The organism is Neorhizobium sp. USDA 3394, from assembly GCF_056280385.1.
Window position 1 is genome coordinate 1,118,624 of sequence record NZ_JBWCDU010000002.1, and the last position, 12,790, is coordinate 1,131,413.

General features: G+C 57.9%; 15 protein-coding genes and 2 pseudogenes. 11 read left to right on the plus strand and 6 right to left on the minus strand.

Annotated elements, in window-relative coordinates:
* Positions 1 to 36: 36 nt before the first annotated feature.
* From ACZ9EJ_RS26900 to ACZ9EJ_RS26910, 3 genes are all read right to left on the minus strand, one after another.
* A complete protein-coding gene (locus ACZ9EJ_RS26900; protein ID WP_255742478.1) occupies positions 37 to 1,293 on the minus strand; it encodes a cation:proton antiporter in 1,257 nt (418 codons plus the stop codon).
* Between the two features lie 70 nt (positions 1,294 to 1,363).
* Positions 1,364 to 2,095: a carboxylesterase family protein gene (locus ACZ9EJ_RS26905; protein ID WP_046626973.1), complete on the minus strand. Its 732-nt coding sequence runs from the start codon at positions 2,093 to 2,095 to the stop codon at positions 1,364 to 1,366.
* A gap of 153 nt (positions 2,096 to 2,248) precedes the next feature.
* The gene (locus ACZ9EJ_RS26910) at positions 2,249 to 2,467 is read right to left on the minus strand and encodes a hypothetical protein (RefSeq protein ID WP_046641861.1); all 219 of its coding nucleotides are present in this window, start codon (positions 2,465 to 2,467) and stop codon (positions 2,249 to 2,251) included.
* Positions 2,468 to 3,147: 680 nt separating this feature from the next.
* On the opposite strand from ACZ9EJ_RS26910, the gene ACZ9EJ_RS26915 reads away from it, so the two are divergent.
* The 5 genes from ACZ9EJ_RS26915 (at position 3,148) to ACZ9EJ_RS26935 (ending at position 7,367) form a co-directional block, all read left to right on the plus strand.
* On the plus strand, positions 3,148 to 3,381 hold the full coding sequence (locus ACZ9EJ_RS26915; protein WP_255736672.1) for a hypothetical protein: 234 nt from the start codon (positions 3,148 to 3,150) through the stop codon (positions 3,379 to 3,381).
* Positions 3,382 to 3,596: 215 nt separating this feature from the next.
* Positions 3,597 to 4,607: an IS30 family transposase gene (locus ACZ9EJ_RS26920; RefSeq protein WP_046626977.1), complete on the plus strand. Its 1,011-nt coding sequence runs from the start codon at positions 3,597 to 3,599 to the stop codon at positions 4,605 to 4,607.
* 119 nt (positions 4,608 to 4,726) lie between these two features.
* Positions 4,727 to 6,100: an ISNCY family transposase gene (locus ACZ9EJ_RS26925; RefSeq protein ID WP_046626979.1), complete on the plus strand. Its 1,374-nt coding sequence runs from the start codon at positions 4,727 to 4,729 to the stop codon at positions 6,098 to 6,100.
* A gap of 182 nt (positions 6,101 to 6,282) precedes the next feature.
* Positions 6,283 to 7,104: a DUF7256 domain-containing protein gene (locus ACZ9EJ_RS26930; RefSeq protein ID WP_052753976.1), complete on the plus strand. Its 822-nt coding sequence runs from the start codon at positions 6,283 to 6,285 to the stop codon at positions 7,102 to 7,104.
* The gene (locus ACZ9EJ_RS26935; protein ID WP_046626981.1) at positions 7,101 to 7,367 is read left to right on the plus strand and encodes a hypothetical protein; all 267 of its coding nucleotides are present in this window, start codon (positions 7,101 to 7,103) and stop codon (positions 7,365 to 7,367) included. Before ACZ9EJ_RS26930 ends, ACZ9EJ_RS26935 begins: the two co-directional genes overlap by 4 nt.
* Before the next feature lie 28 nt (positions 7,368 to 7,395).
* Here the strand turns inward: ACZ9EJ_RS26935 and ACZ9EJ_RS26940 are convergent.
* A pseudogene (locus ACZ9EJ_RS26940) lies at positions 7,396 to 7,722 on the minus strand (kinase); the annotation flags it as partial.
* 1,498 nt (positions 7,723 to 9,220) lie between these two features.
* Here ACZ9EJ_RS26940 and ACZ9EJ_RS26945 point away from each other — a divergent pair.
* From ACZ9EJ_RS26945 to ACZ9EJ_RS26955, 3 genes and pseudogenes are all read left to right on the plus strand, one after another.
* The gene (locus ACZ9EJ_RS26945; protein WP_255736673.1) at positions 9,221 to 9,346 is read left to right on the plus strand and encodes a hypothetical protein; all 126 of its coding nucleotides are present in this window, start codon (positions 9,221 to 9,223) and stop codon (positions 9,344 to 9,346) included.
* A 179-nt stretch (positions 9,347 to 9,525) separates the two neighbouring features.
* Positions 9,526 to 9,867: pseudogene (locus ACZ9EJ_RS26950) on the plus strand (transposase); the annotation flags it as partial.
* A 90-nt stretch (positions 9,868 to 9,957) separates the two neighbouring features.
* Positions 9,958 to 10,305 (plus strand): hypothetical protein, encoded by a 348-nt coding sequence (locus ACZ9EJ_RS26955; RefSeq protein WP_046641781.1) that lies wholly within the window; start codon positions 9,958 to 9,960, stop codon positions 10,303 to 10,305.
* Between the two features lie 269 nt (positions 10,306 to 10,574).
* On the opposite strand, the gene ACZ9EJ_RS26960 is transcribed toward ACZ9EJ_RS26955, so the two are convergent.
* Both ACZ9EJ_RS26960 and ACZ9EJ_RS26965 read right to left on the minus strand, forming a co-directional pair.
* Positions 10,575 to 10,778 carry a hypothetical protein gene (locus ACZ9EJ_RS26960; protein ID WP_046626995.1) on the minus strand — a complete coding sequence of 68 codons (204 nt, stop codon included), beginning with the start codon at positions 10,776 to 10,778 and terminating at the stop codon, positions 10,575 to 10,577.
* 5 nt (positions 10,779 to 10,783) lie between these two features.
* Positions 10,784 to 11,002 (minus strand): hypothetical protein, encoded by a 219-nt coding sequence (locus tag ACZ9EJ_RS26965; protein ID WP_080953992.1) that lies wholly within the window; start codon positions 11,000 to 11,002, stop codon positions 10,784 to 10,786.
* Positions 11,003 to 11,753: 751 nt separating this feature from the next.
* Between ACZ9EJ_RS26965 and ACZ9EJ_RS26970 the strand changes: the two genes are divergently transcribed.
* From ACZ9EJ_RS26970 to ACZ9EJ_RS26980, 3 genes are read left to right on the plus strand one after another with little or no spacing between them, the layout of a single operon-like run.
* Positions 11,754 to 12,005: a hypothetical protein gene (locus ACZ9EJ_RS26970; protein ID WP_046626997.1), complete on the plus strand. Its 252-nt coding sequence runs from the start codon at positions 11,754 to 11,756 to the stop codon at positions 12,003 to 12,005.
* Complete coding sequence (locus ACZ9EJ_RS26975) at positions 11,983 to 12,264, plus strand: hypothetical protein (protein WP_251090788.1); 282 nt, start codon at positions 11,983 to 11,985, stop codon at positions 12,262 to 12,264. Before ACZ9EJ_RS26970 ends, ACZ9EJ_RS26975 begins: the two co-directional genes overlap by 23 nt.
* Before the next feature lie 37 nt (positions 12,265 to 12,301).
* Positions 12,302 to 12,772: a GNAT family N-acetyltransferase gene (locus ACZ9EJ_RS26980; RefSeq protein WP_046641782.1), complete on the plus strand. Its 471-nt coding sequence runs from the start codon at positions 12,302 to 12,304 to the stop codon at positions 12,770 to 12,772.
* Positions 12,773 to 12,790: the final 18 nt, after the last annotated feature.

Consider the following 12,790-nt stretch of genomic DNA (forward strand, 5'->3'; position numbering starts at 1 on the left):
GTCGCTGTGTTACTGGTTTGCAGGGCCGACCGAACTTCAGTCAGCTTCCCGGCCGTGTCGCCGATCCAGCCAACGCATCGCTGGTGTCACAGTGAGCCCGTGCATTAGGATCGAGACGAAAACGACGAGCGACAGGATAACCCACAACCGGTCGCCGCCCTCAAACTGCCCGTGATTGAGCCCATAGGCGAGATAATAGAATGAACCGACACCCCGAATGCCGAAGAAGGCGATGGTGATCTTCTCGGTGAGTGTCGCGCGGACTCCAATAAGGGCAAGCAAGCCGGTTACGGGTCTAACGACCAGCAATATCAGCACGACGGCTACGATCTCTGTCCAGCCGACATTTGACAGCAAGCCGTTGACGATTGCGCCGCCAAAAGCGAGCAGCAGGAGCATCATCGCGATGCGCTCGATCTGCTCGGTGATGTCGTGCATGTCGCGCTGGAAGTCGTGGTCGCGATGGGAGTTACGCAGTGTCAACGCGGTAACGAAGACCGCGAAGAAGCCATAGCAGTGCAGCAGCTCGGACACGCCATACGACACGAAGGTAGCCGCTATGGCTACCAATCCGTCGCCTGTCTTTGCCAACGTATCGCCGGGCATCCTGAAGGTTACCCAACCAAACACACGGCCGACGAGCCATCCACAGCAAATGCCAGCAATCGTCTCCCAGAGGACATTCAAGGTCAGCCAGCGAGCGAACCAGGGTTCTCCTGTTGTGGCCGCAAGGCTTAAAACGATGGCCAGATGCACAAATGGAAACGCGAAGCCGTCGTTCAGGCCCGCCTCGGACGTGAGCGCGAAGCGAACAGTGTCTTCACCCCCTTCCTGTGGGCCCGCAACCTGGATGTCGGCCGCAAGAACAGGATCGGTGGGCGCAAGGCTTGCTGCCAGCAGCAGCGCGGCCACAGCACCTAAACCAAGCAGGGTTGTGCCGATGAATGCTATGGCGATGATGCTCATCGGCATCGTGATCAATAACAGCCGCCCAGTCGTTCCCCACCCTCTGAATGAGAACCGGCGGTCAATCTTCAGGCCTGCGCCCATCAACGCAACAAGAACCACGAACTCTGTCAAACGTTCGGTGGCATAGGGGTATGCGCCTGGCGATGGGTCCAACGTCACATACGGGGAGGTATAGATCAGGCCACCAATCGCCAGACAGACGATTGGAAGCGAGAGCGGAAGTCGGCGGAGAGCCAGTGGCAACCACGCCACCAATGCGATGAGAAGCCCAGCGCCCGTAAGAGCCATTGCATAGGGGTCTGGTTCCCAGCCGTGAATCTCCAAGCGTTTGACCTAACTCGTCGTTGCATCGCGTGCGGCCGCTTTGGCCGCAAGCCTGCGGGCCATGAAATGGTTACTTGGGCGCAACATCAAGTCGTTGCTTCAACAACCAATCCCATAGTTCTGGATCGTTAAGAGTTGCCCGTTCGACGTGCGAGTGGTCCACGCCTTCCAGGACACTAAGCCGAGCATTACGTTTCAGAGCCTTGAGGCGTTCGTACATGATGACGGAATCTGAGAGGGGGATGACGTCGTCGTCGGTCCCGTGGAAGACCCAGAAGGCAGCCTTTTCATTCGTCCTGCTCAGGTAGTGGCGATTGCCACCCCCTGCAATCGGAACCACTGCGGCAAACTTGTCCGGATACTGTTCCGCCATGGCCCAAGCCCCAAAACCGCCCCGACTGTAGCCGACGACGTAGATACGGGAGCGATCAACGCGGTACTTCGAGATAACCTCCTCAAGGGCCGCTTCTACCTTCTCGATGGGATAGAGCAGTTCCTCGCTCGGGTTTTGAGGTGAGAAGATCAGAAACGGCAACTGCTTGCCCTCTTCGATCAATTTCGGCATGCCGCTCGATTTGACCTTGTCGATATCGCCCCCACCCTGGTCACCTCCATGGAGCCATACGACGAGCGGGTAGGGGGCGTTGGAAGTCCCATACCCATCTGGCGTGTACATCAGATACTTGAGGTCGTTCTTCACGGTCGCTGTCGATGTCATCGCCCTTTGGTCGGCATGTGCCGCACCAAATGTGCACATCCCCAACGTGACAACCAATGCTGCAGACAAAATCCTTCGCGTCATCCGTTCACTCCTCTATAGCGGTTGACCAATGGTCGCATGTGGACTTGCACCTGAACACTCGCCTACCAGCGGCTGCCTTCCTGGACTCCTGCGAGCTGACCGGCAAGGCCAAGTGGGAGTTCGAGGATGGTGCCGACAACCGGGGGGACGTCGCTACCCCGGGTTCATGTTCGGGAGGTTCGTCTCAACCTCTCGACGTCTGCTTTCCGGCAAACTGTCGATGTTGTCACGCCAGAAAGCTGCCGCCTCGTCTGGTTCGTCATCCCACAGCCTGGTGTCGACAATGTTGTCATCGAGCTTGGCGCGGCGCTTGCCACCAAGCCGAACATATTCTTCAGCTAAACGAGCGGCTTCCGTCGATGGCCCCGTCATCTTCCAATCCCATAAACAAATCCGACGATTGCCGCTAAGGCTACTGACGCTATTGGCTGAAGGCGAATCTGATACTCCACTTCCTCACGCATCGTACGTGGGGCACCGGGAACGGCTGGAGACCGGGGGGTGATTGGACGGCGAAGGACTGCCCTTTGCAGACTCCGAAGCTCGGCCTGCAGCTCTTCAAGTTCCTTGCGCTGCTCGTAGGCAGGAGATGTTCCCGCCTGCGTTCCCACACTTTCATCGACTTCGTTTGAGGAGGCGGTGACGATTGTCTTGTCGGAGGTGCTAGCCATTTCGAACCCTTCCTGAGCGTTGCATGGAGAACGACGGGTCGAGCGGAGAGTTCCGGGGTACGGAAGGCTTTTCATGTCAGGGCAGCATTGGTGCTTACCCAGAACGTTGCTCCCCGCGACGGGCGAACATTGACGACCGCCTTTCATGAAACAAGAGAAGGGATGTCGAGCCGACGGGCCTTCTCCAACACGCGCTTTGGAAGTGGCTTTCGAATTCAGCAGCACTCAGGTCGCGGATTGTGAGCCTCGGCCAACCGCCGCGATCACCGCGCCGTATCGAGTTCCAAGATAACCTTAGGATCATCGCGACAAGATAGCGGTACCGAGAGCCTGAGCGTCCCATTTGTTGCCTTTGGACATGCTGAAAGGCATACTTTCAGCATGACGAAGAGCGTTGACCATGACGCGTACATAGCCGCCGCGCCGGAGCAGTTTTACGCCATGTTGGGTGAGCTGCGTGCACAGCTCATGCCCGGACTTCAGCTCGGAGAAACGATCATCGCTGGCTATGCTGCCTTCAGTAAACAATGTGGTCTCTATGTTAACCCGGGTGCAATTGCTGCGCATGCTGACGAGATCGCTTCTTTGAAGCCTAAAGCAACCAGAACGGCGTAGACCAGGTGTTGTGCCACGCTACTTTCCGGCGTGTGCCAAAAGGCCGCTGTTTGGGCCATACTACGTTCCGTTTTTACAACCGAATAGCGTTAATGAACTAATCCGAAGTTCCATAATTTACCTTATGCGATCTTACCGTGTAGCCGGGGTGGGTTCAAGGATGAAGTGCGACTTGCGAATGATGCCAATGGGTTATCACTCGCAAGGAAGATGCAATGAACCGCACCTACTCCCAGATTGGATTGGACGAACGCCGTAAGATTGCTCGCTGGAGGACGGCTGGCCTCAGTGTCGCGGTCATCGCCGAGAAGCTCGGACGACATCGTTCGACGATCTTTCGTGAAGTTAGACGCAATATGTTCGTCGACAAGCAGATACCTGATCTCAGCGACTATTATTGCGTGACGGCGCATGAGATGGCTTGCGAACGTCGTGCGAAGCTGCGGAAGCTTGCATGCTTCTCACACGTTCGACAATCGGTGATCGAGCGGATCGTTCACGGCTGGTCACCGCAGCAGATCGCCGGCCGAATGCGGCTGGAACGTCATCCGATCTCGGTGAGCCATGAGACGATCTACAAGTTCGCCTATTCGGCCGACGGCCATGCCATCAAGCTGTGGCGGCATTTGCCGGAGCATCGTGCCAGGCGCAGACCACGACACGCCAGACGCAAGCACGGCCAAAGGTTTAGCCCGGACTTGAACATCCTGCGCCGCCCAGGCGTCGTTGCCGATCGCAAGCAGTTCGGCCATTGGGAATGCGATCTGATCCAGTTCCGCAAGAAGTTCGGAAAGGCCAATGTGACGTCGCTTGTCGAGCGGGTCAGCCGCTTTGCGATCTTTCTGCGCAACAATGATCGGCAGTCCCGGCCTGTTATGGACGGCCTCATACACGCCCTCAAGGCCCTACCCCATCTTGCCCGCCGTTCGATCACCTTCGACCGCGGCACGGAGTTCACCGACTGGCCGTATCTCCAGGCCAGCATCGGCACCCAAACGTGGTTCTGCGATCCACAATCACCCTGGCAGAAGGGCACGGTCGAGAACACCAACGGCAGGGTAAGGAAATGGCTTTCGAGAGAGGTCGATCCACTGTCGGTCACAGACGCCGATCTGATCGAGATCTGCAATCGGCTCAATGCGACACCGCGCAAATGTCTTGGCTATCGAACGCCAGCCGAAGTCTTTCGCAAAAAACTGCTCGCTCAGATGAGACACGCCGGTTAGCTTGGGCAGCCCCGCAAGTCGCGGTTCAGCATGAATTCACACCGCAAAGTTGAAGTGTCCTATTTCTGCAAAGTTGGAATGTCACACTCCCCGCGTTTTGAGGACGCGGGAGATTGCAGATGGGATTGATAGCGATGAGCGAACGCGATCTGCAGCGCATTGAAGTTTTGTCGAAGGTGATCGCCGGCCGGATGACGATGATGTCGGCGGCGCATGTGCTCGATCTAAGTGAGCGCCAGGTGCGTCGTCTGCTGGAGCGGATCAGGACTGGCGGTGCGGCGTCGATCCGGCACAAGGCGATCGGCCGGCCGTCGAACAACCGGATCAGTGACGGTGTTCGGGATTACGCGGTGACGCTGGTTCGTGAGTGTTATGCGGACTTCGGGCCGACATTGGCAGCCGAGAAGCTTGCCGAGCGCGATGGATTGCTGGTGTCGCGCGAGACGTTGCGCAGCTGGATGTCAGACGCTGGACTTTGGCTGTCACGCAAGCAGCGGCGGACGTTTCATCAGCCGCGGCTGCGGCGCGAGGCCTATGGCGAGCTGGTGCAAATCGATGGATCCGAGCATCGTTGGTTCGAAGATCGCGGCGACCCCTGTTCATTGCTGGTGTTCATCGATGATGCGACAGGCAAGCTGATGCAGTTGCGGTTTGTACGATCGGAAAGTGCGTTCAGCTATTTCGAGGCGCTCGAGCTCTATCTGGAGGCGCATGGTGCTCCAGTCGCCTTCTATTCCGACAAGCATTCGGTGTTCCGGGTGGCGAAGAAGGATGCCAAGGGCGGCCAGGGCATGACCCAGTTCGGCCGTGCGCTTTCTGAGCTAAACATCGAGATTCTTTGCGCAAACTCGAGTCAGGCTAAGGGCCGAGTCGAGCGGATGAACCGGACGCTGCAGGACCGTTTGATAAAGGATCTGCGCCTGGAGGGCATCTGCGGCATGGACGACGGCAACGCTTTCCTGCCTCGGTTCATGGAGCGCTATAACCGGCAGTTTGCCATCATCCCTGCCCGACCTGATGATCTGCATCGGTCGCTGAACCTTGTCCCGGATCGGCTGCGCGACGTCCTGTGCAAACGTGAGCAGCGTTATGTCGGTGCCCAGTTGACGTTCTCCTACGAGCGCCAGCGGATCATGCTGGAAGAGACCGAGGTGACGCGCGGGCTGGTCGGTCGCTATATCGAGACCTATGCCTATGCCGACGGCAGGCTGGATGTGCGCTGGAAGGGGCATTCCCTCCCCTACCGGGTGTTCGACAAGGACCAGCGGGTGACGCATGCGGCGATCACCGAGAACAAGCGGCTCGGTGATGTCCTGGCCTACATCAAGGAACGTCAGGAGCAGCCGACGAAGCCGGCCGTGAAGACGAACAGCGAGAAGATCGGCTACAAACCCCGGGGCCGCAAGCCGGGCAAGCGGACGGATTTCATGAACGATCCGGCGGTCATTGCCCGGCGGAAACAGGCTCTCTCCAATCTCGATGCCGCAGAATGACCGACTAATCGGGCTGTCAAAGCGAAAGCCGAAAAGTTCCACTTCACCCGCCCCGATCTCACCTTGCAACCCGGACCAGCCGGTGAGGTCGGGGCTGGTCGTCGTGCCGTGCGACGGATCAAAGTGACATTTTAACTTTGCGCAACGGCGGACATTTCAACTTCCATTCATGGAGGCATGTGATGGCGGAATTGAACGACACCGTGGATGTCGCGGCGCTCGCGGCCCTGAGGCCCGGCATGCCGATGGCGGAGGTCGAGGCAGCAATGGGTTCCGCCTGGAAGCCACCTGCCCCACATAAAGGCGGCAAGATCGACTTGCTCGAGAACAGTCACGGCTTAGTCGCATGGATCGATCGGCATGGCTTGATCGGCATGCTCAACTACAATCATCGCTTCCGGCACCCGGTCGGCGGGATAGCAATGGAGATGAAAATCGAGCAGGTGCGCGCCGCCATGCCCTCTCTCGAGATCGGCGACGACATGCCGATGATGCGAGGCGTGCGCATGGGTGTGCGACGGTTTCCCGAGGGCTATATGCTACGTGTCCGCCTCACCCTCGAGACCGTCAACGAAATCGTATTCTCCAACCCTGAAGCCGAATATCCTGAACCGACAGAACCACCCTACCCGGTGGCAGCAGGCATCGCTGGCGCACCTTTCGCGGACCCCAACCTCAAGCTCGTCGTCCTGTCTTCGCTTCTCGACGCGAAGCGGATCGATCTTGGCTCGCCCGAACAACTGGCCACGCACGTCCTCGGTCGAGCGGTCGATCTCGAGGACGAGGGATACGAGATCATCCCCGAGGCCCGGGACTACCTCGAGAGATACCCGCTGACCGACGAGCTTCTCGCCGCCGTGGAGGAAATCGAGTTCGACGGCGGCGGGACAGTCTATGAATACGCCTGGCATTTCTGGGATGGCGAAGACGACCTCTTCGACGTCAAGGACCTGTCGGGGATCGAACGCTGCCCGAACCTCAAGAGCTTTCCGCGATCTCGATGATCGGAAAGGTCGACGTGCGCACCCTCGTATCATTCCGCAAGCTGAAATCCCTGAATCTCAGCACCGGGATGAACCATATTGAGGCTCTGCTCGACTTGCCCGCGCTAAAGGAAGTGAGGGTCCTCAACGACGAAATTTACAGCGAGGTCACGACTGCCAGGACGCCGACCAGACGTATCTTCGAGGCGCTGAAGGATCGCGGGGTCCGTGTCTGGGTCCACTGGGTGTCCGCCACTGAGCCTACCCCGCCTGCGTTCGAATGAGCCGTGTCGAAACCCGGCGCAACCGATGTCAGAATAAACGGTCGACAAACCGGTCCGTCTCCCAGGTCTTGAGGAACTTAGCTTCCCGAGCGACCCAGCCGACAGCGTTGCTACCCCATTCTTGCGATCGGCTGGCGTACTCACCCATCAGCCAGAAATGGCGGACGATCACACAACGCTGTGCTGCCTCGAAGTCGTAGGGGGCAATCGGCCGCACCGCTCGATATCCCTCGATGAACGCGTAGCAAATCGGTGTCAGCTTCCGGCCGAATGACACCTTCGCCTACAGGAACACGGACAGGTCGTACGCGAGGTATCCGGGGCCTCCGTCATCGAAATCGAAGAAGACCGCGTCTTGAGACCAAGGATACCCGCGTTTGCGCTACATATGGCACATGGGGACAGGCTCGGTTTGGCAAAGGCGGCCACTCGTCAGTTACACGCTTTAACTTTACGGTTTTCGGGGTAGTACCCGATACAGTGCAGGCTGCTCAAAATAACCCTACCTTTTAGGGTGGGTGACCGCGTCCGCCGATGCGAAGGCGGTGCTCTATCGTTGAAGCGGCGGCATGATGCCGATTAGTTAAGTGAACTAGGCAACTGCAGCCTGACCGCGCCGGCGGCAACGTCGTCCTCCGTGAAAGGGTGCCGGATGGCGAACGACCAACCTCCCGCAAACGTCCTCGACAACCTCCTGTCGCCCTCGCAGATCGCGGAACGAATAGGGGCGTCTGCCGGCGTTCCGCTCGGGCCGCCTAAGATTGGGAGACGGCACGTCGCATCGGCATTTCGAAGAAACTAGGCCGGGAGATGTTCATCCATGTGGATGCCGAAACTGTTGCAGCCGGAGACCTCACCCGATCGGTGGCCCCGCTGGCGGACCTTCCAGCATCGACCGTCGCCAACCCTGTCGCGGATTGGACCGCGCCGGGCGTTCGTCACGTGGTGGGAACAAGTCTGATTTGGGGTGGCCGACCGCACGATTAAGGAGGATGTAAAGAAGATGCTAATGATTTGTTCCACGTTTCGTGGAACCTAGTTGGGGACGACCGCATTCCGATGGCGATCCAGCCGGATCTGACAAACACCAAGAGGTGCCAAGATGAACCAAATCATATGGATCGTCGGAGCAGTCGTCATCGTCCTGTTCATTCTGGGATTCTTCGGTTTCCGATGACGGACAGAAGGCACGAGGCCGTGAACTGTTTTGAGGCGAGCCGGCGATACCAGCGAGTTCAAAACGTCCGCGGTCGCGCGCCGCCTCAAGTGAGGGGCGTCTCAACCTCTCATATAAATACGCGGCCGCTGGTGCACCGACCGGACATTTCGCCGCACCTTTCTGATTTGAGCTTGGAATATCCCTAATGGCCGTCTCGTCGAGGGTGGGCTCGCCGTGAGGGCCTCTGGCGATATCTGCGGCGGGATCGCATCGCGGCTTCCGCCTGCCGCCTGGATTCCTCTGCGACCGTCCGTGAGACGGATAGGGAAAGGGCGTAGGCAGCGCTAGGTCTGCTGCAAGATCGGCGATTCGACCCTGCAGTTGCTCGATCACAATGTGTGGATCGACCAGATGCGGTCGGTAATGCGGCGCCTGCGGCGTGGATCCGATGGATTCGTGCTATCCGCGACCAGCGTGAGCAACATGCGCTTGGTCGCTTCACGATCTTTGTGGGCCGACTCTTCGAATGTTTTGATGTTGTCGGCGAATACCCCTCCCAATAGACATAGATATTGTGCAAACTCCATAAAACGCGTGGTGGGTCGCGCCTCCTGTGCAAAAGCGGCACACGATTAACCTTTCGCTAACGAAACAGGGGCATGACTCTGGGGCTCAACCACAGAGAGGTTTTGTCATGCGTATTCCCGGTGGTGCGGTGCTTTTAGTCATCCCGATTATTGCGGTTCTGCTGTTCGGCGCGTCGCTTGCCTGGGACCAACTCGAACGGGTTGATCCGATCCTGACGGGCTCCGTCCGGTAAACATACACGGCCACTGAATAATCCCCGTGTAGGATGCCTCGCACACCAATAAAGAGCGGGTCGAAGTTGCTATTGTCTTAAGAGCTAATAAAGCGCGTTGCTGCAGCGGTTCATTTGGAACCGGAGGAATTTTGATGGGATTTGCTGCAATTTTGCTATTTTCTCTCGTCGTAACCAGTAGCCAGTGGCGCAACGTCGCCGACCAGATCAGGCCGAAAGTGCCGGAGCTCGCCCAACTCATGGACACCGCTGAAGACGACATGCTCGCCTATATGACCTTTCCCAGGCAGCACTGGACCAAGCTTCACAGCACCAACCCCATCGAGCGCCTCAATGGCGAGATCAAGCGCACCGAGGTCGTCGGCACTTCCCAATGATGACGCCATCGTCCGCCTCGTCGGCGCATCGTGCTCGAACAGAACGACGAGTGGGCTGTCCAGCGCTCCAGATACCTGCCCCTTGAGACCATCGCCGCAATGAGCGACGATCCGCTCATCAGCCTGCCCGCTGCGGCAAGCTGACCCATTCCCGGCTCCGTCCGGAAAGCATGGCGATCGCCGAAGCTACACCACTCCCAGGGACACGGTCGGCCCACCTACACGCGTGCGGCGATGAAGATGATCGTCAGTTTCGTGCCTCTTCTCAGGCCCAAGGGGCTCCTGATCGTCGTGGATGAGGATGTGGAGCTAAAGTCGTTCGGTGCCACTACCAATGATTACAAAGTTAGAGGGCGGAATATAAATGTTTCCGTCAGCCGCGGGCTCGCTTCATTTGAACTCATCGTGACCGATTTGAGCCGGGAGCGAAGCGAAACCCCGCCGGACGTAAAGATTGCCAATTTCCCGGATGCGACGATTATCGGATTTCCCGGCCCCATGACTCTTCCGTCGACCACCACTGAGGAGACGACCCAAGTCAGTCCTTCTCAATTTGGATTTCTGTTCCCGTATCCAGCATAATATGCAGATCCCGGATCACACCGGCGGCGGTGAGCAATGCCGATGCTATTTCGGCACTGGTCCGCTTTCCCAAGCCTAGTGCCACTGCGGCTGTTTGAAGGTCCACCACGACGTCCCCTGCTGTCTCGCCTCCCGGTATGCCGACCTGCTCTCTCATGTATCGAGTAGTGTTTACTGCGCGGCTGAGCAAACGGCGGCCTTCGGCCGGATCTAGCTTCTCGACCTCATTCGCGGCCCGTACCAGCTCTGAGACGAACCGGTGGTCGAGCTCAATGCGTCGTGCCCCTGCGCCTTGCGTACTGTGCGTTCAGGAGGTCGGCCACATCATCGGCCTCTTCCCTTCCAAGCGCATCAAGCGTCGTCCCGTTTACGACCGCTGGCAAACCGGTGAAGGTGTCGTAGACGCTCCAATAGTCAGTGCCATCTTCGTTCTTCCTCGCACTGAAGCGGATATCGAAGCGGGGCTCGGCCACTGAAGTCAAGCTCTTGACCTCTGGCGCCGGTAGGTGGTTGGTGGTGGGAGAGCCTCATGCGCTTGGGCGAGTGTTTCCAGCCAGGCCGCAAGTCCGGCAGGCACCTCCTCGTTTCCTGTCTCAAGCGCTTCGATCCAGGACAGGTCACACTGCAATGCCGACGCCAGGTTGATGGGCGTCCAGCGGATGTGGCGCAGGCATTGGTTGAAGCGATCAGGACTCATGAAACCACCTTGCCACCCTCGGAAGGGGAGTCAAGTTCCAGCAGCGGATCGTGAGTAGCTATTCAACGGCCCCGATCCTCTCCGAACTGAGGGGTTGCGCTGCGGCAACAAAATGATCAATTGCCGCGCCCGGCAGCCGGATCGAGGGTGAGGGTGTTGCGAGAGCGTGTTCGTGGGGCGACGAACTATTTATTGAGGGACGGGGATTTGCCCTCGCGACTTCCTCGCAACGCAACGGCAAGCAATTAGTTCCGAACCTGTAGGGTCATCAATCGTCAGGCAGAGGCGGACAGGCAAGGTAGGTAATGACGACGGCCAGGGCAAAAATAGCAGCGAAGAATAGGAAAACGAGAACATATGTACCCATGAGTGATCCCCTTGTTGCGGACTAACTCATGGTTGGTGGTTTTGTTCCGGTATGGCCGCCCGTGGAATAGGCCGCATGTGCCTTTATCTTTCTCATTCCGGTGCCAGTGATCGTATGCCGGATCTGCTTTCACAAATCGCCCGCCCGGCCGCTCCACTGCATGCGGGTTATCAAAGCGTATATAGGGCTCCCCGTGTTCCGGACGAAAACATAAAAAAGACCATGCCGACGCTCGGCTGTGACAGCTGAGCGCTGGGCTTTGAACTCGACAACATAGCCCTCTGCGGCAAGGTTAGTCCGTCAGGCTTCTTTCGCTCACCTGAACCCGAGCATGTCAGTGCCGTCATCAGCACTAACGCCGGCACGATCGCCAAATTCAACCGCATGGGCATTCTGGGAAAATTCGGCTCGAAGCAGGTTTTGCTGGTGCGCGAAGGCCCAATGGTCAATCACAATCCCAATTCGATGCTCAATAAACTCATCAATTCCTTTCCCGGCCTGCGCAACACGGCATTCATGACAGCGGTTGGAAAGGTGCTCATTGGCAATCTGCCGCAGAAGCAGTGGCGATCCTTCGTCGACAAGATACCGGCGGGCTACCCACGAACAACTGATGAAATCCTCCGCCAATTTTAAAAATGCACAACGTAGCAATGTCGCCATTGACCTTGATGAGTGCAACTTCGGGACCTGCGGCGTTGCATCGAGCTTTCAGATGAACGAACGGTTGCGTGTTGCCTATTCAATCAACGGTGCAACCGTCTACTTTCCCAACAATCGACTTGAGGAACTTGGGCCCGTTGCCAAGCGCATGGCGATTGAACTCAAGGCAATGCTGGACGGGCAGATGCCAAACGTCGAATTCGACGCTAGAAGCGTCATTCCTGCGCGTTGATCGGTTTCAGCCCACTGAGGCAATTTGGAGATAGCAGATGGCGGACATTCAAGAGTTGGGCCGAGATTTGGCACTTCTAAGGGACTTTGCGGCAATGCTGCAGGAAATGCAGGCGCATTACGACGTGCCCTGCCCTTCAGCAGATGACATTCTGCGGGGCTTGATAGAACGACCGAAAGGCGCGGAAATCATTGTCGCAATGGAAGCATCGACTTTGGCGGGATTCGCCGCCTTCAGCGCCATCTATCCCGGCCCCTATCTGCAAGCTGGCCTTTTCCTGAAAGAGCTATACGTGCGTAGCGCCTATCGCGGCCGTGGAATAGGTCAGGAAATGCTCGCCCACCTCGCACGCCTGGCAGGAGATCGTGGACTGTCGCGGATCGACTGGACCGCCGATGCTAAAGATGAGCGCCTGCTGCGTTTCTATGACAGCATTGGCGGACAGCAAAAACCTGACAAGATCTTCTATCGGCTGGATGGCGATGCCCTGAAGCGTCTCGCCTCCTGATGTCAGGATGATCCCGAT